At 43.8% G+C, this 25,368-nt stretch carries 20 protein-coding genes; 9 read left to right on the plus strand and 11 right to left on the minus strand.

All coding sequences use genetic code 11. The annotated features are described in order from the left end of the window. Nucleotides 1-3 precede the first annotated feature (3 nt). Genes B2746_RS18730 through nirB form a run of 4 tightly spaced genes read right to left on the minus strand, consistent with a single transcriptional unit; the run spans nt 4 to nt 5,776 of the window. The gene (locus tag B2746_RS18730) at nt 4-1,302 is read right to left on the minus strand and encodes a NarK family nitrate/nitrite MFS transporter (protein ID WP_290797343.1); all 1,299 of its coding nucleotides are present in this window, start codon (nt 1,300-1,302) and stop codon (nt 4-6) included. A 6-nt stretch (nt 1,303-1,308) separates the two neighbouring features. Beyond that, on the minus strand, nt 1,309-2,844 hold the full coding sequence (locus tag B2746_RS18735) for an alginate export family protein (protein WP_290797346.1): 1,536 nt from the start codon (nt 2,842-2,844) through the stop codon (nt 1,309-1,311). A gap of 43 nt (nt 2,845-2,887) precedes the next feature. Beyond that, entirely contained in the window at nt 2,888-3,235 is a 348-nt protein-coding gene (nirD, locus tag B2746_RS18740) for a nitrite reductase small subunit NirD (RefSeq protein WP_290797349.1), read from the minus strand. Between the two features lie 48 nt (nt 3,236-3,283). After that, nucleotides 3,284-5,776, minus strand: coding sequence for a nitrite reductase large subunit NirB (gene nirB, locus B2746_RS18745; protein ID WP_290797352.1), 2,493 nt, complete (start codon nt 5,774-5,776; stop codon nt 3,284-3,286). Between the two features lie 180 nt (nt 5,777-5,956). Between nirB and cobA the strand changes: the two genes are divergently transcribed. From cobA to B2746_RS18775, 6 genes are all read left to right on the plus strand, one after another. Further along, nucleotides 5,957-6,727, plus strand: a complete 771-nt coding sequence (gene cobA / locus B2746_RS18750) for a uroporphyrinogen-III C-methyltransferase (protein WP_290797357.1) — start codon at nt 5,957-5,959, stop codon at nt 6,725-6,727. Between the two features lie 6 nt (nt 6,728-6,733). Continuing rightward, nucleotides 6,734-7,420 (plus strand): Crp/Fnr family transcriptional regulator, encoded by a 687-nt coding sequence (locus tag B2746_RS18755; protein ID WP_290797359.1) that lies wholly within the window; start codon nt 6,734-6,736, stop codon nt 7,418-7,420. 125 nt (nt 7,421-7,545) lie between these two features. Further along, nucleotides 7,546-8,067 carry an RNA polymerase sigma factor gene (locus B2746_RS18760; RefSeq protein ID WP_290797362.1) on the plus strand — a complete coding sequence of 174 codons (522 nt, stop codon included), beginning with the start codon at nt 7,546-7,548 and terminating at the stop codon, nt 8,065-8,067. Nucleotides 8,068-8,138: 71 nt separating this feature from the next. Next, nucleotides 8,139-9,173 (plus strand): FecR family protein, encoded by a 1,035-nt coding sequence (locus tag B2746_RS18765; RefSeq protein ID WP_290797365.1) that lies wholly within the window; start codon nt 8,139-8,141, stop codon nt 9,171-9,173. A gap of 97 nt (nt 9,174-9,270) precedes the next feature. After that, complete coding sequence (locus tag B2746_RS18770) at nt 9,271-12,597, plus strand: SusC/RagA family TonB-linked outer membrane protein (protein WP_290797368.1); 3,327 nt, start codon at nt 9,271-9,273, stop codon at nt 12,595-12,597. A gap of 17 nt (nt 12,598-12,614) precedes the next feature. Beyond that, the gene (locus B2746_RS18775) at nt 12,615-14,108 is read left to right on the plus strand and encodes a RagB/SusD family nutrient uptake outer membrane protein (RefSeq protein WP_290797386.1); all 1,494 of its coding nucleotides are present in this window, start codon (nt 12,615-12,617) and stop codon (nt 14,106-14,108) included. A gap of 52 nt (nt 14,109-14,160) precedes the next feature. On the opposite strand, the gene B2746_RS18780 is transcribed toward B2746_RS18775, so the two are convergent. The 7 genes from B2746_RS18780 to agaR form a co-directional block, all read right to left on the minus strand. Next, nucleotides 14,161-16,137: an FAD-dependent oxidoreductase gene (locus B2746_RS18780; protein ID WP_290797389.1), complete on the minus strand. Its 1,977-nt coding sequence runs from the start codon at nt 16,135-16,137 to the stop codon at nt 14,161-14,163. Nucleotides 16,138-16,154: 17 nt separating this feature from the next. Further along, nucleotides 16,155-17,207: a dihydrodipicolinate synthase family protein gene (locus tag B2746_RS18785; RefSeq protein ID WP_290797392.1), complete on the minus strand. Its 1,053-nt coding sequence runs from the start codon at nt 17,205-17,207 to the stop codon at nt 16,155-16,157. Between the two features lie 24 nt (nt 17,208-17,231). After that, nucleotides 17,232-18,248, minus strand: coding sequence for an NAD-dependent epimerase/dehydratase family protein (locus B2746_RS18790; protein WP_290797395.1), 1,017 nt, complete (start codon nt 18,246-18,248; stop codon nt 17,232-17,234). A 15-nt stretch (nt 18,249-18,263) separates the two neighbouring features. Next, on the minus strand, nt 18,264-19,490 hold the full coding sequence (locus B2746_RS18795; RefSeq protein WP_290797396.1) for an Nramp family divalent metal transporter: 1,227 nt from the start codon (nt 19,488-19,490) through the stop codon (nt 18,264-18,266). 70 nt (nt 19,491-19,560) lie between these two features. Then, entirely contained in the window at nt 19,561-20,544 is a 984-nt protein-coding gene (locus B2746_RS18800) for a formylglycine-generating enzyme family protein (RefSeq protein ID WP_290797398.1), read from the minus strand. A gap of 10 nt (nt 20,545-20,554) precedes the next feature. Next, complete coding sequence (locus B2746_RS18805) at nt 20,555-21,424, minus strand: DMT family transporter (protein ID WP_290797404.1); 870 nt, start codon at nt 21,422-21,424, stop codon at nt 20,555-20,557. Nucleotides 21,425-21,433: 9 nt separating this feature from the next. Further along, nucleotides 21,434-22,213, minus strand: a complete 780-nt coding sequence (agaR, locus tag B2746_RS18810) for a transcriptional repressor AgaR (RefSeq protein WP_290797406.1) — start codon at nt 22,211-22,213, stop codon at nt 21,434-21,436. 170 nt (nt 22,214-22,383) lie between these two features. Here agaR and B2746_RS18815 point away from each other — a divergent pair, with 170 nt between their 5' ends. From B2746_RS18815 to B2746_RS18825, 3 genes are read left to right on the plus strand one after another with little or no spacing between them, the layout of a single operon-like run. Beyond that, nucleotides 22,384-23,616: an SIS domain-containing protein gene (locus B2746_RS18815; RefSeq protein WP_290797409.1), complete on the plus strand. Its 1,233-nt coding sequence runs from the start codon at nt 22,384-22,386 to the stop codon at nt 23,614-23,616. Continuing rightward, a complete protein-coding gene (locus B2746_RS18820) occupies nt 23,603-24,535 on the plus strand; it encodes a carbohydrate kinase family protein (RefSeq protein WP_290797412.1) in 933 nt (310 codons plus the stop codon). The genes B2746_RS18815 and B2746_RS18820 overlap by 14 nt, the downstream gene beginning before the upstream one ends. Next, complete coding sequence (locus tag B2746_RS18825) at nt 24,516-25,367, plus strand: class II fructose-bisphosphate aldolase (protein WP_290797415.1); 852 nt, start codon at nt 24,516-24,518, stop codon at nt 25,365-25,367. Before B2746_RS18820 ends, B2746_RS18825 begins: the two co-directional genes overlap by 20 nt. The last annotated feature ends 1 nt before the right edge of the window (nt 25,368 follow it).

Here is a 25,368-nt window from a genome sequence, read left to right on the forward strand (position 1 = left end):
ATATCAGGCCACCGCTTCCAGACTGGTGGTCATTACCTGTGTTTTTGATTTGGCAGCAAATCGGGTAAAGAAAACAAGCAGTGATATACCAATTGCTACAAAGCCGATGTATTGAAATGCCTGCCAGTAGCTGATACTGCTGCTTTTGAATAAAAACCCGAATAACATTCCGCCCAGATTACCACCTGCTCCAACAATGCCACTAACCAATCCAACATTGTCTTTATTGATAAATGGTGTTATTGCATAGGTGGCTCCATTTGCCATTTTTAAAAAAAGCGCAAATCCAATCATGCTTATTATTGCCATAGTTAATGAGCCGGCGGCAGCGAATAAAATAATACCCAGTCCCTCCAGCAATAAAACCAGGGCCAGCAATGAGCCTTTCCCTTTTAAACCATGTTTGCGACCCACTTTATCAGCCAGCCACCCACCCAATGCACGGGCGAACAAATTCATAAAACCAAAAACCCCAGCCCAAAAGCCTGCTCCGGCCTGCGATAAACCAAACTCCTCAACAAAATAAAGTGCGGCCACATTATCAAAAGTGATCTCCATTCCAAAACAAACAGCATAGGCAAGCGAGAGCGACCAGATCCGCCAGTCGAGCAGGATCCGATAATCTGTTTTAGCGGCAGCTTTCTTCTCTTTATTCAATTCCGAGAAATTTCCCCGGGGTGTATCTTTCGTATAACGGTAATACAGATACGCAGCCAGCAACATCAGCGAGCCCGGTAAAATCATGGCATATCGCCAGGCTTTTTCAGGTGCAAATCCGGCTGCAACAATTACTGCAAAAACCAGGGGCATCAACATATTAGTGACTCCCCCACCCAAATTACCCCAGCCTCCCGCCACCGCATTAGCTGTTCCTTTAATGGCAGGTGCAAACATCTGGGAAGTATGGTATTGGGTTATTACAAAAGAAGCCCCTATAACACTTATGGCTAAGCGAAATAATAAAAAACTGGTATAACTCTGTGCCAATCCCACCAGGAAAACAGGAATAGAACCTACAAGCAACAATAAAATATAGGTTTTTCTTGGGCCCCATGTATCGCATAAACGACCTATCAGCAGGCGGGCAAGAATGGTTCCTGATACGGATGCAATCACAATATTGCCAATCTGACTTTTGGTTAAACTAAGATCCTCTTTAATGGTTGGCATCAATGGAGCCAGGCCAAACCAGCCGAAAAAACAGATGAAAAAAGTGAGCCAGGTAACATGAAAGGTTTTCATTTGTACACCTTTCATTGATAACACAGGGAGATGATCCAATGGTTGGTTCGTTACTGCCATAACTACTTATTTATTGGTTGTTGATTGTTTGAATAAAAAGGGGCGGATATTGAGTTGCAGATAAACCCACCAGGCGGTTCGCTGATAATTACCTGCCGGTTGTGCTTTTGCAGTTATCATTGATTTACTTGCAAATAACAGGGCTGTGCCCAATTCCACCTGAGTGATTGGATTCATCTGATAGCGCTGAATCCAGTCAAGTTCTGTTCCGAGATAGGGCGATAGTTTTATCCCATTCAAACTGGTCTGCCGGTTGGCCAGACCGAAATAATGCAGTTCTGCAGCGGATTCATAGTTCTTCTTTGACTTGTATGCATATTTCAGGTATGCATTGTTCAACCCTCCTGCGGGCGATCCTGTTCCGGCATAGAAAAAATCCATTTGTCCCCAGAATTTATGCGGGGTACCATACAATGGATCAAAGCGCCTTGACTGATCCGGGGTCAATCCGGTTTTATTTCCGGAAAGAAAATCCCATCCCGCCTGCCAGCTCGATTGTTTTTTCTTCAGGTGAAGCTGAAGGGTTGAGGTATAGGCCCTGAGTTCTTTTCCATCAGGGTCTTTACCGCCCTGAAAATAGAAACCAGCCGTAACAGTTAGTTGATTTTTTGTTAGTGGCTGTTGTACTAATATCCCTGTAGTTATTCTTGTATTGAATCCGCTGGTCTTATAATTACGGCCATACACATACGCAGTTTCACCATTGTAATTATTGGATACAGAATCCAGCCGGTATTGTTGAAACTGATCTGCCAATAATAAAAACGACAATTCACGTGCTCCTTTTTTATTATTCAGGTGCAAAAACTGCAAGGATTTATAATGCTGCCGCAATGCATTGGTGGAAGGCGGACCTGCCAATGCCGGCTGTCCCTGAAGACTGCTGATTCCCTGTGCATTTACCAGCGGAATAAAATTGGCAGGCACCGGAACCAGTTCTCCTTTTGAATTTTTAACACTGGATGCCAGATTGCCCGGGGTATAATAGGTTCCATCATAGGAAAATGCATCGGTATGCTGATTGAAAGCCACTCCCAAATCGGCTTTCCAGGTTCCCTTAGTCCATTTCAAGAGTGCGGCATCGTGTCGGCGGGCCTGTTGCAGCCAGTCCAGATTTCCCAATAAACGACTGTCATCATAGAGCAATTCCTGTCTTCCAATTTTCAGGCTCAATTGCCCTGTTGGAGAATTCACCGCACTATCCATAGTTTTTAACGGGATTATTGCCCAAGCTTCGTGTAATCCAAAACGATTACCATCAGCCGAACTTATCGAAGATGCATCCTGCCCCCATACCCGAACATCCTGCAGGCTGGTAAAAAACTGAATGCCCCCATACTTATAGGATAGATTCAGTCTGGTTCTTTGGGAAGTAAAAAAAGCGGATGCCTGATCTTTTCTTATTAGATTACCTGTTCCATGCCGGAGTTCTGATCGGGTTCGTAATTGAGCACTTAACTCCAGTTGCGCTTCAGAAAATAGGGGAATCAGCAGGTTTAAAGCGATTGCCACCCCCCATTTGGCATCTAAAATTTTAAGCATAGTTTTGATTGATTTCTGGTTACTGCTTCTTTATGGCAGGCAATCACTCGAGGCCGATATACACCATAGCCTCCTCCACTTTAACGGGATAGGTGCGAAGCGAACATTCATCGCCGTTCAGGCATTCACCTGTGCGGAGGGAAAATGATTTTTTGTGAAAAGGGCAGGTAATCTTAGGCTCATCCGCCTGAGATCCCAGCAGTCCGCGGCTCAGGGCCATTTGTTTACGATGCGGACATTCATTCTGAGTGGCATACCATTCGCCACGTCGGGTGAAATGATAGAGGGCAATCTGCTCCTCTTCCAGTTTTACACAGACACCGCCGTTCGAGGGAACATCGTCCACTCGGCAGGCCGGCATCCATTGGATGGTTGTTGTTGGGTTGCTCATATACCGAAAGTTTAGTGATGGTGTATATGGGCAGGCAATCGTAGCGGCTTATTTCCATTCCATGGCGCGTTTCTGGCTGCGCATGGGATCAAATTGAACTGTTGGATCTTTTTCTCCGGGAGCATTCACAAAATGCTGAAAGCGCTTGCGGATTTCCGGATTATTAATGGCTTCTTTCCACTCGCACTGGTAATTATCTACAAGGCCCTGCATTTCCGCTTCCAATTCATCTGCAATGCCCAATGAATCTTCCAATATAACTTCTTTCAAATAGGCCAATCCTCCTTCGAGCTTATTCAGCCAGGTTGCCGTACGGGTTAGCGGATCAGCCGTTTTGATATAAAACATCAGGAAGCGATCGATGTATTTTATGCAGGTTGCCTCATCAATATCGGAGGCAAGCAATACGGCATGTTGTGGTTTGGAGCCACCATTTCCGGCAACAAATAAATTCCATCCTTTTTCCGTTGCAATCAGACCAAAGTCTTTGCTCTGTGCTTCTGCACATTCCCGGATGCAGCCGGATACCGCCGATTTAATTTTATGGGGTGCACGTATGCCTCTATACCGTTCTTCAATGCGGATGGCAAAACTCACGGAATCATGCAAACCAAACCGGCACCAGGTACTTCCCACACAACTTTTTACGGTGCGAAGGGCTTTACCATAGGCATGTCCGCTTTCAAACCCAGCCTCAATCAATTCTTCCCAGATAAAGGGAAGATCATCCAGATGGGCGCCGAATAAATCAATTCGTTGTCCGCCGGTAATTTTGGTATAGAGTCCATACTTTTTCGCCACCGATCCAATTACCAATAATTTATCCGGTGTAATTTCTCCGCCCGGAATGCGGGGTACCACAGAATAGGTACCCCCCTTCTGGATATTAGCAAGAAACCGATCGTTACTGTCCTGAGCGGTATCATTCCCTTTCTTCAGGATCATATCATTCCAAATACTGGCAAGCAGGGAAACCACCAGCGGTTTGCAAATTTCACAGCCATCTCCTTTACCTGCCGTATCAAGCACTTCATCGTAGGATTGTAATTTTTTAATCTTGATGATATCGAACAATTCCTGACGACTATAGCCAAAATGTTCACATACCACTACCTTACCAAGCTTCCCTTTTGCTTTCAGTTCTGCCTGCAGGATATCTTTTACCATTGGGGTACAGCCACCACATCCGGATCCGGCACCGGTACATTTTTTTATGGAATCGAAACTTTCATTTCCCTGATTGACCGCATCGATGATTGATTTTTTGGAAATGCCTTCACAACTGCAAATGATGGCATCCTCTGCCAATGCGGCTATTCCTGCTGCTGCTGAACCTCCGGTTTTGGATCCAAGAATTAATTCCTCCGGTTTTTCAGGAAGCGGCATAAACCCTTTACATACCTGCACCAATTGATTGTAAGAGGAGGCATCTCCAACCAGCACACCACCCAATAATTTTTTACCGTCTGCACTCAGGTTAATTCGTTTGTAAACACCATTGATGGAATCAGCCACACGAATAATTCGGGTATCCGGACCTTCGAGCATCGGATCTCCAAAACTTGCCACATCCACTCCAATCAGTTTGAGTTTGGTGCTCATATCAAAACCGGTGAAGTGCCGGTTATTCCCGGCCAGTTGCGAAGCAAGAATATCTGCCATATCATAGCCAGGTGCAACCAGGCCGTAAATCATTCCATTATGCAGGGCGCATTCTCCGATGGCAAAAATGGAGGGATCACTTGTTTGTAAGAGATCATTCACCAATATTCCACCCCGGTGCCCAAGTTCCAATCCGGCTAATCTTGCCAGCTCATCTCTTGGCTTGATGCCTGCTGAGATTACGAGCATATCCACCTGAAGTCGGCTATCGTCCTGAAAACGCAAACCGGAAATCTGATCCTCCCCTTCAATTGCTGCTGTCTGTTTGGAAGTATGAATGGTGAGTCCCAGTTTCTCCAGGTGCGAACTAAGCATTTCCGAACCGGCTGCATCAATCTGACGGGGCATGAGTCGGGGAGCGAATTCGATTATATGGGTATTGGTAATTCCAAGATCCAACAAGGCTTTTCCAGCTTCCAAGCCTAATAGTCCTCCACCAAGCACTGCGGCGGATCGGGCTTTTTTACTCCAGTCGCGGATCAACTCCAGATCCTCAATGGTCCGGTATATAAAGACACCCGGTTTTTCAGTTCCCGGAATCGGCGGAACAAATGCGGAGGAGCCGGTAGCCAGTACAAGAAAATCATAGACCGTTTCTTTTCCGCTATGCGAAACCAGGTTTTTTTCTTCCCGGTTAATCAACACTACCGGATCGCCCAAATGCAGGGTGATACCTTTTTCCTGGTACCAGCTGATTGGTGCCAATTCCAGTTCCTCTGCATTGAAATGGGAAAAATAGTCACTTAAATGTACCCGGTCGTAGGCCGGACGGGATTCCTCCCCGAATACGATCAATTCAACCTGATCGCCTAGATAATGGAGCAATTTTTCACAGCATTTAAAGCCCACCATGCCGTTGCCAATGATTACTACTTTCATATTAGTTGGTTTAATAGACAAGTAGCAAGTAATCGTATGAGTCTTTTGTGAATATAATAATAATTTCAAAAACAATCCAACTTTAATCAATAAAATATTATTTATATCATGTTTTAATGGCTTTTATGTAGATTTATATTGATTGCCTGCTATATTTTATTATATACAATTAAATGACATATGATAAAATCAACCTTATACTTAGTAGGTGCAGGTCCGGGAGATCCGGAATTAATTACATTAAAAGCTGTTCGGATTCTTTCGGATGCGGATGTGGTATTATATGATGTATTGGCTAATCAGGATTTACTGCGGTATTGCAAATCGGAAGCTGAGCTGGTATTTGTAGGAAAACGGTATGGCTGCCATGCACTTTCCCAATCCGAAATCAATGACCTGATTGTAGAAAAAGGCCGGATGTATAAAAAGGTAGTCCGGTTGAAAGGGGGCGATCCCTTTGTATTTGCCCGGGCACAGGAAGAAATTCAGGCAGCCCGGATGAATGGTATGGAAATTCAAATCATTCCTGGAATTTCCAGTGCGCTGGCTGTACCCGCCCTGCAGGAAATCCCGCTCACCTGCCGGGGCATAAGCGAAAGCTTCTGGGTTACCACCGGCACTACCAAAGATGGAACCATTTCAGCGGACATAAAATTCGCCGCCCAATCGAGTGCAACTGTGGTGATCTTAATGGCGATGAGTAAACTTGAAGCCATCATGGATATTTTTGTTGCCAATGGGAAATCAGAAATACCGGTAGCCATTATTCAGTCCGGCACTACCAAGGAGGAAAAACTGGTTATTGGCAAAGTAAACGACATCGCTTTTCGGGCGGCAGCGGCAGCACTTTCCAATCCGGCTATCATTGTGGTAGGAGAGGTGGTGAACGCTAGGCCAACACAATGGAAGCAGATGGTGCAAACTGAGTTAAATTGCAGCCAAAGCCATTGACTCCTTATGCGGAAAGACAAATATGCCTGCGACCTCGCCACCTGTGCCTTATGCAAAGAATGTTTACCCGAATGGTTGCCAGCAGTTGCTGCACAAAAGCAAAATATCCGCATAAAAAAGGGGGAACTGATATTTCGCGAAGGTGAGCCGGTGGAAGGAATCTGGTTCCTGCATAAAGGATTAGTAAAAGTGCATAAGCATTGGGATGAGGAAAAAGAACTGATTCTGCGTTTTGCAAAAGACGGACAGATACTTGGTCATCGTGGATTGGGAGGCGAGTTGACTTATCCGGTTTCGGCAACTGCTATAGACGATACCATCCTCTGTTATTTCCCACTTGATTTTTTTCTCCAGTCACTTAAAGTAAATAGTCAGTACCTCTATAACCTGCTCCTGTTTTTTGCAGATGAATTAAAACAATCCGAAAAACGCATGCGGAATCTTGCACATATGCCGGTTAAAGGCCGGATGGCAAGTGCCTTGCTGCGATGGGAGCTGCAATTTGGGAAAGATGAATCAGGCTGCGTTAATCTGCCAATCAGTCGCCAGGATTTTGCAGCCTATGTTGGCACGTCCTATGAAACGCTGTTTCGATTGTTGAATGAGCTGGCGGATGAACAACAAATCAAAATAAATGGCAAGGGAATTCAGCTGCTTAATCATGCAAGCCTCTCTATTCTTGCGAAAAATTAGCCTCTTCACAAGAAAAAACAACAATTTTTAAATTCACCAATACTTGGCGAATTTTCACAAGGGGATCTACTCTGCCTGAATTATACTAAGTTTATTTCAGGACCCGGGATTACCAACGACTGCTTATGCCTGCTAAAAAGAACCAAAAAGAGGAAATATCCGCCTGGTATGAACAATACCGCGACCAACTCTCCCATTTTGCGATGCGACTGGGTTGTCAGCATTGCGAAGCCGAAGACCTTATCAATCAATTATTTCTGGAGCTTTGGGAAAAGCAAACGGATCTCTCTACTATAGTGCAACCCAAAACATTCCTTCTTACCGCACTTAAAAGAAGAATGATTGACCAGTTTCGTAAAAAGAAATCCAATTTGTTTGTTGTAACGGATGACATGCAGGAAGCTGATATGGAACCCGGCATACAATCCAGACTGGAACAATTGGAAGATCAGGCACAACTTACAAATAAGCTGGCCTCCACCTATGCGAGTTTACCAAAACGCCTCAAAGAGGTCGTTTACCTAAAGTATTACAAAGGATACTCCACCAGCGATATTGCTTCAAGTTTTGGAATCTCCCATCGCACCGTTTACAACAGCCTGTTTGAAGCAATAAAACTGTTCCGCACCAAACTTTCAAAAAAATAAAACAAAAAAAATCTCTTTTTTTCCGGTAAATCGGAAGGGGCGGCACGACTGTATAAGTACGTATTGCCGCCATGAATCCAACCAAACGAACAATTGAGGACCTGCTACTGGATGATAGTTTCTGTAACTATTGTTTTAAAACCAATGAAGAGGATCTTCTCTTTTGGGAAACTTACCTTGAATTTTATCCGGAAGAAAAAAGCACCCTGCTGGCAGCAAAAGCTATGGTACTCGGACTAAAAGAAGCCATCCATACGCATAAAAGAAATAAGCTATTTTTTCTTCAGCCTTTGTTACGAATTGCAGCAGTATTACTGATAGCTGTTGGTGCCTATTTTACCTATGAATGGATACATCCCGCTGCAAAGCAAAATAAGCTAAGTCAGCAGACCGCAGACAGCAGTCAATCTAATTTTATTGTTTACACCACAGCTCCGGGTGAACGAAAAAAAATCAGACTACCGGATAGTTCAACTGTTGAATTAAATGTTGCCTCCCGCTTACAATTAACCAAAGAGTTCAATAATACCAACCGCGATATTTACCTGGAAGGAGAAGCGCTGTTTGATGTTACACACAATGAAGAACTTCCATTTATAGTTCAGACCCCAACCTATGAAGTACGGGTATTGGGAACATTGTTCAACGTTAAGGCCTATCCTGGTGAGTCTATAAGTGAAACCTCGCTCATAAGAGGAAAAGTAAAACTTTTTAAAGCGGATGGAGGCCATCTAACCCTACTCCCATTACAAAAAGTGGTATTTGAAAACAATACCAATGCAGTAAAAAGCTATCAACCGGATGCTGTTCCTGAATCAGGTATTCAACATATTATGCCGGTAACAAAAAGCCTGGAAGGTGAAATCAATGAAATTTCCTGGACAGAAAACACCTTGCAGTTTCAAAATGAATCCATGTTGGAGATCAAAGCGAAACTGGAACGCTGGTATAATATAAACATCGAATGGAAAGATTCCATAATAGGCACCTATCGTTTCACTGGAAGCTTTCGGGATGAACCCATTGAAAAAGTATTGGAAGCACTACAATTCAGTTATCCTTTCAATTATGCAATCGATCAGAATACTATCATCTTATCAAAATAAATAAGGAGAATTGGTTGCAGCCAATCCTCCCTAAAGTTGCTGCTCATCCCCTAAGTAAGAATGAGCGCTATTGTTCATAAATAAACCATACAAAGGTATGAAAATTTACTGCCTAATGTTTAGTCCGCCTCCAAGCAGGCCCGGACTAACCAAAATGATGAGAATCATGAAACTGACTGCCCTGCTGCTGCTAGCCGCCACCCTGCAAGTCTCGGCCAAATCCTATTCCCAGAAAAAGGTGACGGTCGATTTTAACAAAATTCCGTTAACGGAAGCTTTACGGCTATTGGAACGAAAAACCGAATACCGGTTTGTGTACAGCAATTTTGTTCTGGAGGAAAACAAACTGATCAGTTTTTCTGCCCGAAATGTACCACTTGAACTGGTGTTGGATAGTTTACTTTCCAAATCCAACCTAAGCCATAAACAAATTACAAATAACCTGATTGCTATCCGTTCAACCATTGCTTCCCTATTGCAGGACATTACGATCAAAGGAAGAGTAACGGATAGCAAAGGAAGTCCACTTAGCAATGTCAGTGTTTTTAATGATAAAGGTGAAGGTGTTTATACAAATGATAATGGAGAATACTCCATTACCGCTGAGGAAACCGGAAAACTCACATTCAGTTATGTTGGGTTTGTATCACAGACTGTTTCAATTAAATCACAAACAGCCATTTCCATATCACTACAGGCAAGTAATAATGAATTATCTGATGTAGTGGTGGTTGGTTATGGCACACAGAGTCGTCGTAAAATAACCGGCGCTGTTTCAACGGTGAGTGGTGAAACACTCAACCAACGGGTTGCAACCAATCCTGCCACCCTGTTACAGGGACAATTACCCGGTTTACAGGTAATTCAGGGATCAGGCGAACCCGGAGCGGAGAATGTAAATTTTCGTATTCGAGGTGTCGGCACATTTAGTGGAGCAGGAAGTTCTCCACTTATAATAGTGGATGGCTTGCCAGGAAGTATTACGGCTTTAAATCCCAATGATATAGAATCGATTAGTGTATTAAAAGATGCAGCATCGGCCGCTATTTATGGTTCACGAGGTGCAAACGGAGTTATTGTAGTGAAAACAAAAAAAGGAGGCAATGGTTTCTCCCTGAGTTACAATTATAATCTGGGAATTACCAATGCTACCTCCTTACCAGATGTAATTACCAACTCTGCCGAGTATATGGAATTATACAATGAGGCGCGCACCAATTCCGGATTGCAACCTCAATATACCCAGGCACAGATTGATTTATATCGGAATGCTACAGATCGGGTTCAATATCCCAACCACAATTGGCTGAATGATTTGTTTCAGACCGCTATAGTCCAGAACCATTATCTTAATCTGAGTGGTGGGAAGGAAGGCACTTCTTATCATGTAGGAATTGGTTTAACTGATCAGCCAGGCACAATGATCGGGTTTGATTTTAAAAAATATACCCTGGATTTCGGCCTCAGTTCCAAAATCAATAAACGTATTACCATTGGATCCAATATCCAGATGCAATACGGAAATAAAAACAATCCGCGCCAGGGTGCCGGAGATCAGTTTTTATCTACGTTGGCGCAATCTCCCCTGTATCCACCCAGAGCACCGGATGGCCGTTGGATTAAACGGGCTTTCCCCAATGAGCAGGGAAATAAAAATGCTATTGCTATTGTGCATGAAGGAGCCACCCGTCAAACAGAATCCTATTACCTGCAGGGGAACCTGAATATGGAAGTACAATTATTTAAAGGGTTAACCTGGGAAACCCGTGCCGGTGCCAATTATGCTGCAGGCAAATACAATGATTTCCGTCCTACCGTTCAGCTTTTCTATTATAATGATATGAGTCCGGCTGGCAATCTCGATGTAGGTTCACCCGGATTGGATGTTGGACGGGATGATAATATCTATACCGTATTTTATAGCCAGTTCAATTATAAAAGAGGCTTTGGCGAACATTCCATCAGCGGTTTCGCTGGTTATCAGGAAGAACATAATGTTGCCAGCAATATCAATGCATTCCGGAATCAGTTTACCACCAATATTCTGAGAGAACTGAATGCAGGCCCCACCAATGGAATGACCAACAGCGGCAGTTCCAATGAATGGGCACTTCGCTCCTACTATGGAAATGTAAACTATGATTATCAGGACAAATACCTGGTTGGATTCAGCTTGCGCAATGATGGAACATCCAGACTTCCGGCAGACACCCGGAGAGGCTGGTTCTATTCCGCATCTGCCGCCTGGCGCCTGAGTAATGAAAATTTCCTGATGAATGTAAAATGGCTGAATGATCTGAAAATAAGAGCTTCTTATGGAAAACTCGGCAACCAGAATATCGGCATCTACCCTTACCAGGCCACCTTACAAAACAGAGATTATGCTTTCAATGGCTCTGTACAACCTGGTTACTCGGCATCTACTTTAGTAGATCCATCCCTGATCTGGGAATCTGCCAGCGTATTTGATATCGGACTAGACCTTACCGCATTTAATAATAAACTGACGGTAATTGCTGATTGGTATAACAAAAGCACCTATGATATTTTGCGGGAGGCGCAGATTCCATTGTGGGTTGGTCTCAATGCTCCAACCATAAATAATGGATCCGTTCGCGATAAAGGTTTTGAGCTCGCTGTACAGTATCGTGACCAAATCAATAAAGATCTTGGCTATTTTATCGGAGGAAATATTCAGCGTTATAAAAACACCATAGAAGATTATGGCAGTACCGATATTATTGGTCGTAATATTCGGAAAGAAGGTATGGAGCTGGATGCCTATTATTTATATATATGGGACGGTATTTTTCAAAGTCAGGAAGAAATTGACAAATCGCCCACTCAACCGGTTACTCCCAGACCTGGCGACCTAAAAATCCGGGACCTCGACAACAATGGAATTATCAATGATTTGGATCGCACAAGAGTGGATGGTAAATATCCAAGTTTTCAATATGCCATGAATCTTGGACTCACCTTCAAACAATTTGATTTCAGTGCGCAACTGTATGGCTCAGCCGGACAAAAAATCTATGTCAACGGATGGGGAATTGAACCTTTCCGCCAGGGGTCTCTGCCAACTACTGACTGGCGCAATCGCTGGACACCGGACAATCCCAGCAACACCATGCCACGTATTTATGTCGCAGACGGATATGCGCCGGTACAGAGTTATGCCTCCACCTATTTCCTGAAAGACGCTTCCTTTATGAGACTCAAAAACATACAACTCGGCTATACATTACCGGGAGCAATTCTGAAAAAGCTCACTATGAAATCAGCCCGGCTCTATTTCACTGCGGACAATGTTTTCACCATCAGCAAATTTCCGGGACTGGATCCTGAACGCGTAGGCGATGGCAACTATGTTACATATCCCCAACTCCGCACCTTCACTTTTGGAGCCATGGTTCAATTCTAAATGATAAAAAAACTAGTATGAAAATCTTACATAAATTTTTATTCGCCGGCATTGCAGCTGCAACACTAAGTACCAGCTGTAAGAAAGATTTGCTGGATGTAAATCCCCGTGATCAGTTATCCACCACTGTTTTCTGGAAATCAGAAAAAGACGCAGACCTCGCACTAACTGGACTGTACAATTATCTTTATGCGACCGGTGGTAACTGGGGATGTTCTCAATATGAAATCATGGGATGGGACGGATATACCGACGATGTTTATTCCCAACATGATTATGGTGGTGGCCGGGCTGCTACATCATCCGGAATTACACCCAATAGTGGGGGTTATGTAGCCAATTATTACGCCAACAACTATCGGGCACTGGCGGCCATTAATAGTTTTCTTGCCAATGTAGATAAAGTTTTGACTGGCGATAAGCTTACTCAATACAAGGCAGAAGCGCATTTTCTTCGCGCATTTAATTATCTCTACCTTGCACAACTCTATGGGAATGTTCCATTGATAACAGAAGATCCCTTTACACTTGATTTCAATAAGGGAATTGCCAAAGCATCAAAAACAGCGATACTTGAATTTGTATTAGATGAACTGGATATCGCCATTGCGGGCTTACCCGATGTTGGATACACAACAGGGCATGCTGTAAAAGCTACAGCCTTGGGATATAAAGTGCGGGCCCTGATGGAATTGAAACAATTTGCTACGGCAGCAGCAACAGCAAAACAAATAATTGATGGGAATAAATTCAGTCTGCATACAAATTATGCTGCGAATTTTTATAAAGCCGGTCAGCGGACCAGTCCGGAAATAATGTTTTCTGTTGTTTTTCTGGCACCCAATATAGTACATGCAGATGCTGCCTTAAATGTTGCTATGCACCGTTGGGGTGGTTTTGCCGGTACACAAAACCTGATTGATGAATATGAAGAAGGTGATCCCCGTTTAACCATGACCTGGTTCTTTGCCGGGGATGGTGCTGATAAGGGTTGGCCTTTTGACGATCCGGCAGTAGCTTCCCCTGGTTCAGGCGAATGGCCTGCTAATTTTTACATTCCAAAAAAATGGCTGACCCCTGGAGTTCGTAATCCTGATTATGGATTACAGGGCGATAATGATTACGTTTTGCTTCGGTATGCCGATATAAAACTACTCTATGCGGAAGCACAAAATGAAGCCGCAGGTCCGGATGCAAGTGTTTATCAGCAGGTAAATGAAGTCCGCGATCGGCCTGGTGTTGAAATGCCCGCTCTTCCAACAGGTTTATCTCAGGCAGAAATGAGAGAGCGTATCCGTCATGAACGAAGAGTGGAATTGCCCCTCGAAGGAATTCGTTATTTTGACTTGAGAAGATGGGGTATTGCCAAGGAAAAAATCAATGGATTTGCACCCAATCCGGTATTTCCTGATATCCAACTCAAATACGAAGAAAAATATGAATACTGGCCAATTCCACAAACTGAAATTGACCGTAATAAAGGCCTATTGGAACAGAATCCTGGTTACTAAGAAGTAGAATTTCGCATCAACCACGGTCGTCTTCTTCGGAAGGCGACTTTTTTTATTGCAGCGGTTTCAACAACACCGCATCGGCCAGCAACAGGCCTTTCTCACCTGTGCCCTCCAGCGTAATTTTTGAACCCGGTGACAATTTAAATTCTCCTATCCGGTGCCAGATACCGGATGTTTGTCCGCTTACTTCAATGGCTGCTAAATCCACGGACACTATCTGCGATTTTTTTCCATCCCAAACAATCCAGTTCATCGTACTGATATGGTTCGGATGTTTTGGTAACAGATATACATACAGCTCGTATTTCCCACTCCTGGATAATTCTGGCTGATAAATTACCCGTCGGGTGGTAGACGCATCCCTTATCTCAAGCAAATCTTTTCCAAAACCAATATGCTGCACCGGCTTCCATTCTCCTTCTACCTTAACCCTCGCTTTATTATCATTATCCAACAGGATTTCCGGCTTGGATCCATCCGCCAGCGGATTTCGTTTCAACTCAGCCTGTAAAACTGCAATATTGATATCCTGCACAGCCTTTGTTTCATTAATAGCCATGGCTGCTGCTACAGCTGCTGATTGCCCCAATACCATAAATACCGGTTCCATCCGGATGGAGCCATAGGCAATATGACTGGCGCTTAAACAAACCGGAACCAATAAATTTTTACACTCTTCCTTCCTTGGAATAAGCGACCTGTAACTGATTGGATAAGGTCCAAACCCTCCTATCTGCACATCTCCCTCATTCTTTACCATGCCATTGATAACCAGACGTTGTGTATTGTGTGAATCCATCGTATAAGCGGCCATCCCAACTCCATCTTTCACTATTTCTTTCCCCTGGCAATTGGCCTGTGTCATAACATATGCACCAATCATTCTTCTGGCTTCCCTTACATATAACTGAGGTGTCCAATGATTCGACTCCGGGTATTCATCCTTTGGATAACCCCAGGTTTGCATTTCATTCCTTAAATGCTCCGGCATCCGTACATCATTTCCGATAAAATACAATAGGCCCTTAATATAGTTGGTATGTTTTATTTCGATGGCTTTTCGTGTTGCATAATCCGCCTCCGGATACGCATAATTTTCTCCAATCATATCCGTCGAAAATGGGCCATTGTTATTGATATCCGTTTTGTTATTCGGCATCAGGTCCATTTTCAAAATCGGACTTAAACTGGCTGCGGGAGTTTTCTGAAGATGACGCAGTAATAATTCATAACGCTCCGGCTGGTAATCTTCCGGTTTGGTTATGGGAATCCGGTTCTCCGGCTGGTTCGTTAAACAGATCCGATAATTATAGGCCTGTACCATTTTATCTCCTGAACCAATCGGAGCAAGAGAAGCAGCACTTATGCCCCATAATAATCCACTGGTTGTATCACCCGGAATTTTATACGGATCAATACCATCTGCAAACTGATGGTATTGATGCACCTGTACTCCATTGTAGGTTTCGCCGTATTTTACATTCGCTTCCCTTCCAACTATATAAGATACTCCTGCCTTTGCCATCAGATCGCCCTCATAACTGCAATCCAAAAATACCTTCGACTGAATACGTCGCTTCGCTGCAGCCTGATTATTTGGATCAGCTACCTGAATTTCCCGGATGAATCCCTCCTCTTTGGTTAAATCAATGAGAGTCGATTCATACAGGATTTCAATATTCCCTCTTTTCACATAAGAATCAAAGGTGGCGAGTGCCACTTTCGGCTCAAATAACCAGGATTCAAATTTTCCATAATAGGCTCCGATCCTTCGGTAAAAATCAAGCGACAAACCCGTTACCGCAAACTTGTTACCGATATCCGTATAGCCAAGTCCGCCTGTTGTTAACCCGCCGATCCGTTTGCCCGGTTCAATCACCACTACCGACTTCCCCATTTTACTGGCGGTATACGCTGCAATTATGCCGGCTGAGTTGCCGCCATATATACAGATATCAACTTTTTTAACACCCTGTGCTATACTTAAAAAAGGACAGCAGCACAAAAGGAAAAGTATTTTACGCATAATTCCTGACTTGTATTTTATTCAACTGATTTTGCAAATTCATCATCCGTCCATTCCGGATAGGCCGCAGCCACCCGATCCAATTCTTCTGCTTGTCCGGGTGATAATTTCTCCTCCGGACTCAGACAATAAATTCCATTCAGTAATCCCTGCCGCCGCAATACTTCATGAATCCCGGCAATACATCCTTTGAATTTATTGGCTGCATCAAACACAACAGCATTCATATCCGTTACTGCTGCACCAATCGTTAATAATTCAGCATAGTTTTCTGCAGCATTCGTCCGGCAGTCTTTAATCCTCGCTAACAATTCAACCGCCTTGCTTGTCCATACGGCCCAATGCCCCAACAATCCACCTGAGAATTTCTTCTCCACTATTTTACCATTGATTTTGAACCGATAGGTGGTGAGCAGATCTGCCACGATATTATCATCGTTCCCGGTATACAAACTAATCTCCGGATTTCGCTTACTGTATGCAACTGCCCGTACCACATCCAATGTCTGATAGCGATTGAAAGCAGCAATTTTAATGGCCACTACATTGGGAATTTCCGCAAATGCCGACCAGAAGGAATAACTCAATACTCTTCCACCCACCGCAGGCTGCAAATAAAATCCAAATACCGGCAGAATCGCTGCAATTGCTTTTGTTCTTTCCAACAAATCTGCTTCTGAATAATCAGGTAATCCTCCCATACTCAGCAGTCCGATATGAAATCCATAGTTCACTGCCAGTTGTGCTTCTTTCAATGCCTGTTCGGTTGGTCCGCAAATCCCCGCTACTTTTATAAAATCAACAGACCGCGGATTTCTCTCAATTTCTTCAGCAGCCATTTTGAAAATCGGTTCCAATAAATTAAATGCCGGATCCCTGATTTCAAACTGCGTGGTATGTACACCTACTGCCAGTCCGCCTGCGCCACTGGCCATATAATACCGGATCAATCTTTCCTGTGCAGGCTGATCAATCTGAAGTGATTCTGTTAGCGCCAGGGGTAGTGCCGGAATAACTTTCCCTGCTCGTAAATGTTGTAACCATCCGGCCGATTGCTGCTCACTGTTCATGCATTCCTATTATAATACGATAAATTAATAACGTCCCTCTCTTTCCTGAAAATGGGTTGGCTTATATACGGTTGCTCCTCCTTCTAATAACCAGTTGGTAGTAAGATCAATCATTTGTAACAGACTCACTCTCGGATAGCCAAATAACCCAAAGGATTTTGCAGCATTGCTGAGTAATGCAGTTGGTGCGGGCTCACCCACCAATACGGGCTCCTTCCCAAAACGTTGACCAAACTGTTCTGCGATCCATTCAACAGCAACCGTTTCGGGGCCTGTTATATTCAGTTTAGCAGGCGGATTGGAACAATGTAATAAACTACGGATGGCCATCTCATTGGCATCCCCCTGCCAGATTACATTTACATGCCCCATTCGGATATCAATGGCCTCTTCATTTTTTACTTTTTTGGCGATCTCCAGCAAAACACCATAAGACAGATCAATAGCATAATTCAACCTGTAGAGCAACACCTTTGTCCCGTATTTCGAGGAGATATATTCAAAAAGACGCTCCCTTCCTAAACAGGATTGCGCATACTCACCCAATGGCGCAGGCGGATTTGATTCATCCAATCCGCCTTTTGCAACCGGAGAAAGCGGGTACACATTTCCGGTAGAAAAAGCCACTATCCTTGAATTTTTATACTTTTCTCCCACTCTTGCCGGCAGGTAACTGTTCATTGCCCAGGTAAAGGATTCTTTTCCTGTGGTACCGAATTTTTGTCCGGCCAGATATAAAAGGTTGGGCATTTCCGGCAAGGATTGCAATTGCTGATCATCCAGCAAATCCACGGCATAGGTGGTAATCCCGAATGCGTCCAGCTTCTCCTTTAAACCGGCTTCAGAAAACCGGGAGGCAGCGGCAATTTTTTTATTTATTCCTGCAGCCTGAACTGTTTTTGCCAGCAGTTCTGCCAGAGCCGGTCCCATCTTCCCGCCAGCTCCAAGAATCATAATATCTCCATCAATGGCAGCAATATCTTTTAAAAGAGCTGGTGATGGTTCCAATAAGGAATGATAGTGTTCTTCCGTTTTTGTCATGAGTGAAAAATTCATTTAGTTTAAAAACCAGGACTTAAAATTCAATGCGGCCAATGTAAGGATGAGCAACAAACCGAGTAGTCCCGCCAGCTGCTGCCATCCCTTGTTTTTTGCAGTGCCCATAATGGAGGCATCGTTCGCAATCAGATAAAGTGCCAGTCCGATTATTGGTACAATAAATATTGTAATACTTTGTGCAAACACGATGAGCTGGAGGGGTAGTTTCCCAAACAGGATGGCTACCGAAGCTCCAATAAGCATGATTGCCGCAATCAGCAGGCGGGTACGGGTATCTTTAAACTGTCCGCCCCATCCCAATCCATCTGATAAAAGGGATCCGCCAACGGTGGCATTTCCTACCAGTGAAGAGAATCCGGCACCAAATAAGCCTACCAGAAATATGGCGGAAGCTTTTGATCCAAACAAAGGTTCCAGTGCTTTGCCCATATCACTGGCAGACTGCGGATTGATCTGACGGGGATACAAAATATTGGCCGCTGCCAGTAAGGAGATACTGCTCATCAGTCCGAGTAAAATAATGCCGGCTACAGTTCCATTGGTTTGTCCCGCTGTATCCGGACGCACCCGTTTTCTTTCCTGCACCAGATAAGCCTGATACAAGGCACCCACCAAAGAAAAACTGGAAGCTATAAATGCAATTACCAATCCCTGAGAACCGGTCGGCAACCTGAACTGAAATCCCTTGCCGATCAGTTGAAGCGATGGAGGTGACCAGAACAAGGTCATCACAAAAGAAGCCAGCATCATAAGAATCAGAAAAATCATCAGCTTTTCCAGTACTTTATAGAAGGATTTAAAAAACAGCAGAGCAATACTTATTACTGTAAATCCTATTATCCAGGGCTCTGGTTCCGATCCGGTTAACTCTGCCAAAGCGATTCCAACACCAACTGCATTTCCCGCCTGAAACGAGGAACAAACCAAAAAAACACCGGCACCAACCAAAACGGATGCCCATCGCCCCCATTTCATAGCTAATAACTGCAGTACTGTATGTGGAGAAGCCAGTCCGATTCGGGCGGCCATACTGGTAAATAAAATCATGAACAGGGTGGCAATCAAAACAATCCAGAGAAGATCCGTGGAATAAAGTGCCCCCAGTTTGGAAGTAATGGTCATTTTACTGGGACCAAAAACCAGCGCAGCAGTAATCAAACCCGGTCCCATCAGGTGCAACCAGCTGGCTATACCATTAAACGCCGAATTTTTTTTTGGTTCCATCGAAGCAATTTACTCCTAAATTATTATTAATTAAGGTTTCGAAACAATAAAAATAAGGTTTCGAAAATTTTTATAAATCCTGGATCGCCTGTTTAAAGTAGTTTTTAATTTCTTTGGGGCTTGGTTTTTTGAGAGGCCGGACGATCCGGAAACCTACAAAAGACGCATCCGTCATCCACCAATTGCTTTTTGGCAACTGAGGATCTCGTTGTTTCCAGGAGGGATCTGAGCCTTTACGGGCGGCAGACCGCAAATCAGCCGGACCATCATCCCAGGATCCGCCTCTAACCGAATGCGGGTATAATTTAGTAGGTTCTGCCCATGCATTGGGTTTACTGGCAGCAGCACTTGAATAAAATTCCGGCAGATACTGGTCCAGTGTCCATTCTGCCACATTTCCATGCATATCATGCAATCCCCATTTATTGGGTTTTTTCTGTCCGGGTTGCTGGTATTTTTCCTTACTGTTTTTGCTGTACCAGGCATAGTCTGCCAATTCAGCTGCATCATCACCGAAGTAATAGGCGGTAGAAGAACCTGCTCTGCAGGCATATTCCCACTCCGCTTCGGTAGGAAGCCGGTAAAACTGTCCTGTTTTTTCAGTCAGCCATTTGCAATAGTAGAGGGCGGCATGCTGGGTAATATTAATGGCAGGATATCCTGCTTTACCCATTCCAAAACTCATATCGGTAAAAGCAGGGGAAGGTTTGGTAACGGCATCTACATTTTCTGCTCCCACAAAACGTTCAAATTCATCCCAGGTAACCTCATATCGTCCCATCCAGAAAGCATCAATCTGTACGGTATGAACCGGCCCTTCGTCGGGTTTTCTTCCTTTTTCCCCAGCCGGACTACCAATAGTTGCTTTTCCGGCAGGTATGGGCAGCATTTCAAAACGGATGGAGGATTCCGGAACAGTTCCTGAATAAGGTTGGAAGGGATCGCTCTGGGTAGCGGCACCCGGACTGGTACAATGAATTCCGATTAGACCAGCCAAACAGGATCCCAACAATATATAACCGGATCTGGAAATGGATTGGAATTTGATCTGCATAAAAAGGGTTTTATTCAGTAATCAGGTAAATGGCAAGTACGGCAATCACCAGTCCAACCAGTGTCACCGGATGCGGAACCACACTATAAATCAATAATGAAATCAGAATAGTAATTACAGGGGATAATCCGGTAAGGGGTACAACTATTATTGCTTTCCCGTACCTTAAGGCATACACAAGCGTAAGCGCACCGATGGAATTCAAAAGATGAATGCCCGCAGCCATTCCGGATCCTTTCCAACCCCAATTGACAGGAACCGAAAAATCAGTCATATAAAGTGCGACAGGACTCAGCAAAACACCGGCCACTGCCATGTAGAAAAACAGGGATTCTGCTTCCATAGTGGAATTGGCCACTTTCATCACATAAGCCTGGATACCCCACATAAAAAAAACAAGGGCGGCCAGGACCAGCCACAAATACGAGTTGAAACTATTCTGACTGGGTGGCTGATAAGACAGCAAAACGATGGCAACCAGGGCAAGTACAATTCCAATTTTTGCTTTACCACCTGCGCGCTCCCGCAAAAAAAGCATGGAGAGAAAAATCGTAACCACAGGAAAAAGGGAAATGATCGGAAATACAATGTATGCAGGTCCGTCACGAAGTGCCTGAAAAAGGAGAAGTTGTCCGCCTGCACCAGTTAATCCAACCAGCAGGCCATACCCTATATTTTTAGTTTCTGTGTTGAGTTTCCAGTTGATTCGACGGAGGGCAAAGAGGGCACAGGGAATCATCGTCAGTGCCCAAACCACATAACCTAATGTGGCGGGGAAGCCGGCTTTTTCCGGAATTTCAATAAAAGCCCCCCATACGCCCCAGAAGAGCGTTGTTACCAGGGCGTATAAGAGCCATGGTCGTTTGTTTATATGTGTCATTCGTTGGGATTAAACTATCATCACCTGGATCCCGGCATTTTCGAGTTTTTTCTGATCTTCTGCAGGGATGCCTGCATCCGTCACAATAACATCGATTTCAGTCACAGGGGCAATGAAAGCAAAACTTCGTTTATGGAATTTACTTGAATCAGCTACTACAATTACCTGTTTGGAGATGGACATCATAATCCGATTAAGATGTGCCTCTTCCACATTGGGTGTTGATAAACCATGACTCACACTGAATCCGTCTACAGCCAGAAAAAGCTTATCACAGAAATAATTCTTGAAACTTTCTTCTGCTGTTGCACCAACCAGGGATAATGAATTTTTCCTCAAAAAGCCACCGGGAATAATTACATTGGCCTTGGGATGCTCCGCCATTTGGTTGGCTATATTCAGCGCATTGGTTATTACTGTCAGATCAGAAATGGATCCCAGATTACGGGCAATTTCCATGGTGGTTGTTCCTGAATCAAGGATTATGGTATCACCATCTTCGATAAGAGAAGAGGCCAGTTTCCCGATCCGTTTCTTTTCATCAAGATGCTGTTTGTTCTTATCCGAAAGTGTAAAATCAATCCCTACCCGGTCTACTTTAATGGCTCCGCCCCTTGCTCTGATCAGTGCATTTTTCTGTTCCAGACGTTTCAAATCGTTTCGAATCGTAACCTCACTGACCTGAAGATCCTTACTTAGAGAGGTTACATCTACCTGACCCATGGACTCCAGTTTTTCCAGTATCAGTACCCGCCGCTGAACGGTTGACTTATGTTCGGATTTTTCCACTTGTTTACATTTTACACTGTCAAAATAAGCGTATTCATCGCAATCGAAGGTTTTTTCGCTTCATTATTTATTAAAAAATGCTTTCGAAACAATAAAATTAATAAAAATATTATTTTTTGAAAGGTTTTATTTAGCTTTAACATAATTTCGAAACGAAATGAAATATAAATATGTCATCTTCTTTTCATAACCTGACTTCTGAAAAAGAAACGAAAAGTTGCCTTGCAGGCCTGGAAACTACAGAGTTGATGAAGTTGGGTGCATTGCATACCGCCACTGAAATACTACAACAGCCCTGGTTATGGAATCGGATTTATGAATTGGCCTTGGAGCGCCGGAATCAGTTGGAGGCATTTATTAACCAGGCATTTGAACATCCGACTCTTCGCATCATTTTAACTGGTGCTGGATCCTCCGCTTTTATAGGAAATGTATTGGAAGGGCCGCTGCAGCAATCCACCGGCAAATCCTGCTCTGCAATTGCAACAACAGAATTGATAAGCCATCCGGCTCACCATTTTACTAGTCATCCAACCTTGCTTGTCTCCTTTGCCCGATCGGGTGATTCCCCTGAAAGTCTGGCTGCTGCACAATTGGCCGCCTCCCATTGTACCACTCTCTATCATTTAATAATAACCTGCAATCCCAATGGCAAACTGGCCAGTGATTTGAAAAACGGGGTATCGCATGTATTTCTCCTGCCCTCAGAAGCAGACGATAAAAGCTTAGCCATGACCGGCAGCTTTACCGGGATGTTGTTGAGCGGTTTACTGATATGCAGAATCCATGAATTGACTGAATTGAAAGAAACTATTCAGCAGCTATGTACCTATGGTAAAACAATTCTTAACAGTTATTGTCAACCTATTAAGGAAATTGCCTCCCTGCCTTTTGACAGGGCAGTGTTTCTCGGATCTGGTCCAATGAAAGCAATTGCCAATGAATCGGAATTGAAAGTACAGGAACTTACAGATGGAAAAATTGTCTGTAAGTTTGACTCTTTCCTGGGATTCCGCCATGGTCCAAGGGCAGTAGTTCATCCTCATACCTTGCTGGTTTACCTTTTTTCCAATAATCCTTATGTGAACCAATACGAAACAGATTTGGTAACCGCAATCAATAGTGGGGAGAAAGGAATTTGCAGAATTGGCCTTGAAGAATCAAACAATGGCAACCGGCCATTGGATTTACATATTCAATTGGGAAATGAATCAGGTAATCTGGAAGAAGTATTTTTATGTATCTGTGCTGTATTACCGGCACAGCTGCTTGCTTTCTTCAAATCGATTCAGTTAGGCCTGCAACCGGATAATCCATCAAAAAACCAGGCAATAACAAGGGTTGTAAAAGGAGTAACCATTTATCCATATTATCAAACTATCCCAGTTAATGAAATCCACTGATGTAACAGTTCTTGGCGAACTCAATATTGATCTGCTCTTTAATAAACTGGATCGGTTTCCGGAAAACGGGAAAGAAATCCTGGCGCAACAGATGGAATTATCATTAGGTAGCTCATCTGCTATATTCGCTTCGAACCTGAGTGCGCTTGGTACCAGTGTTCAGTTCATGGGTAAACTGGGGAATGATTTATTCGGGCAATTCATTCTTCGGTCGTTGGAGGAACGCAAGGTTAATACAGCTACTATATTGATTGATCCTAAAGTAGAAACGGGGGCCACAGTGGTGATGAATTATGGACAGGACCGTGCCATGTTAACACATCCCGGCGCAATGGCAAATTTTGATATCAACGATATCGACTGGAATGCAATCTTTAAGAGTCGTCATCTGCATGTGTCTTCACTTTTTCTTCAACCAGGAATCAAAAAAGATATACTATCCATTTTCAAAAAAGCAAAAGCAGCCGGACTCAGTACTTCACTGGATGCCCAATGGGATCCTGAAGAAAGATGGGACCTTCCACTTGCTGAACTACTACCACTGGTAGATTTGTTTCTTCCTAATGAAAAAGAACTATGCCTGTTAACAGGTGAAACCAGTCTGACCAGGGCAATTGCCGCTGTAGAACCACTCCTCACAATAATGGTGGTTAAAATGGGAGAAAAGGGAAGTATGGTAGTAAGCGGACAGAAACAACGATTGCTTTCGGTAAAAAAATCCAATTCTTTTGTTGATGCAATAGGTGCAGGCGACAGTTTCAACGCGGGCTTTATCCATCAATGGCTGAAAGGAGAATCACTGGACAATTGCCAGGAATTCGGAAATTCCTGCGGCGCCTTTTCAACAACTGCAGCAGGTGGCACCAATGCCTTCAACAACACTCAAAAACTTTACACCGATGTCACAGCGATTGCCTGATATTCACCCGGCGGATCTTACAGAACAACTTACTAATTTTCAAAATAAAGGGAAGGCCATTCTGGCAACCAATTTTTATAATTATGAGACCCTCAGGGGGATTTTGCAGGCGGCTTCCTCCATGGAACAGCCTATCATCCTCCAGTTAACAAAGAGCTCACTCGATTACATGGGATTGAGCTCTGCTGTTAAAATGGCAAGGGCCGGATTGCAGCAATTCAATATAAAAGGATGGCTTCACCTGGATCATTGCTACTCTTATTCCTTAATTCAGCAATGCCTTGATGCGGGATTTGATTCGGTAATGATCGATGCCAGCGAGCGCCCAATGGAAGAAAATATTAATATCACCCGACGGGTAGTGGATCTGGCCGCTGAATACAACGCCAATGTGGAAGCCGAACTGGGTTATGTTGCCAAACTCGGCCAATCAACCGATCAGGTTGGTTTTACTGATCCGGATGAAGCCAAACAGTTCGTTGAAGCAACCGGTGTTCATGCACTTGCTGTAGCAATCGGTTCAGCACATGGCTTTTATAAACAGGAGCCCAAACTGGACATTGAATTACTGGCAGCTATCCGGGAAAAAACAGGCATTCCACTGGTATTACACGGTGGATCCGGAATTCCAGCAACGGCTCTCCAGGCTGCCGTGAAAAATGGTATCTGTAAAATCAACCTGGCAACTGAAATAAAAAATATTTTTATACAAACCTTACAAGCATGTTTAACCGAAAATGCGGAAATTGATCTCCGCATAGTATTTCCGCCAGCAATAAATGCAGTCAGCGATTTGGTAAAAGAAAAATTAACCATCATTAATCAGCGATAGG

Origin of the sequence: Flavihumibacter sp. UBA7668, assembly GCF_002483205.1 — a bacterium.
Taxonomy (GTDB): Bacteria; Bacteroidota; Bacteroidia; order Chitinophagales; family Chitinophagaceae; genus Flavihumibacter.

Excerpts from the sequence above, each read along its gene's own strand:
- nirB (WP_290797352.1), bottom strand. The coding sequence starts at position 5,776 with ATGAAAGTAGTAATCATTGGCAACGGCATGGTGGGCTTTAAATGCTGT.
- B2746_RS18765 (WP_290797365.1), top strand. The coding sequence starts at position 8,139 with ATGAATCCAACCAAACGAACAATTGAGGACCTGCTACTGGATGATAGT.
- B2746_RS18800 (WP_290797398.1), bottom strand. The coding sequence starts at position 20,544 with ATGCAGATCAAATTCCAATCCATTTCCAGATCCGGTTATATATTGTTG.
- B2746_RS18805 (WP_290797404.1), bottom strand. The coding sequence starts at position 21,424 with ATGACACATATAAACAAACGACCATGGCTCTTATACGCCCTGGTAACA.
- B2746_RS18825 (WP_290797415.1), top strand. The coding sequence starts at position 24,516 with ATGTCACAGCGATTGCCTGATATTCACCCGGCGGATCTTACAGAACAA.
- B2746_RS18785 (WP_290797392.1), bottom strand. The coding sequence starts at position 17,207 with ATGAACAGTGAGCAGCAATCGGCCGGATGGTTACAACATTTACGAGCA.
- nirD (WP_290797349.1), bottom strand. The coding sequence starts at position 3,235 with ATGAGCAACCCAACAACAACCATCCAATGGATGCCGGCCTGCCGAGTG.
- B2746_RS18795 (WP_290797396.1), bottom strand. The coding sequence starts at position 19,490 with ATGGAACCAAAAAAAAATTCGGCGTTTAATGGTATAGCCAGCTGGTTG.
- B2746_RS18780 (WP_290797389.1), bottom strand. The coding sequence starts at position 16,137 with ATGCGTAAAATACTTTTCCTTTTGTGCTGCTGTCCTTTTTTAAGTATA.
- B2746_RS18790 (WP_290797395.1), bottom strand. The coding sequence starts at position 18,248 with ATGACAAAAACGGAAGAACACTATCATTCCTTATTGGAACCATCACCA.
- cobA (WP_290797357.1), top strand. The coding sequence starts at position 5,957 with ATGATAAAATCAACCTTATACTTAGTAGGTGCAGGTCCGGGAGATCCG.
- B2746_RS18760 (WP_290797362.1), top strand. The coding sequence starts at position 7,546 with ATGCCTGCTAAAAAGAACCAAAAAGAGGAAATATCCGCCTGGTATGAA.
- B2746_RS18755 (WP_290797359.1), top strand. The coding sequence starts at position 6,734 with ATGCGGAAAGACAAATATGCCTGCGACCTCGCCACCTGTGCCTTATGC.
- B2746_RS18770 (WP_290797368.1), top strand. The coding sequence starts at position 9,271 with ATGAAAATTTACTGCCTAATGTTTAGTCCGCCTCCAAGCAGGCCCGGA.
- B2746_RS18775 (WP_290797386.1), top strand. The coding sequence starts at position 12,615 with ATGAAAATCTTACATAAATTTTTATTCGCCGGCATTGCAGCTGCAACA.
- B2746_RS18730 (WP_290797343.1), bottom strand. The coding sequence starts at position 1,302 with ATGGCAGTAACGAACCAACCATTGGATCATCTCCCTGTGTTATCAATG.
- B2746_RS18735 (WP_290797346.1), bottom strand. The coding sequence starts at position 2,844 with ATGCTTAAAATTTTAGATGCCAAATGGGGGGTGGCAATCGCTTTAAAC.
- B2746_RS18815 (WP_290797409.1), top strand. The coding sequence starts at position 22,384 with ATGTCATCTTCTTTTCATAACCTGACTTCTGAAAAAGAAACGAAAAGT.
- B2746_RS18820 (WP_290797412.1), top strand. The coding sequence starts at position 23,603 with ATGAAATCCACTGATGTAACAGTTCTTGGCGAACTCAATATTGATCTG.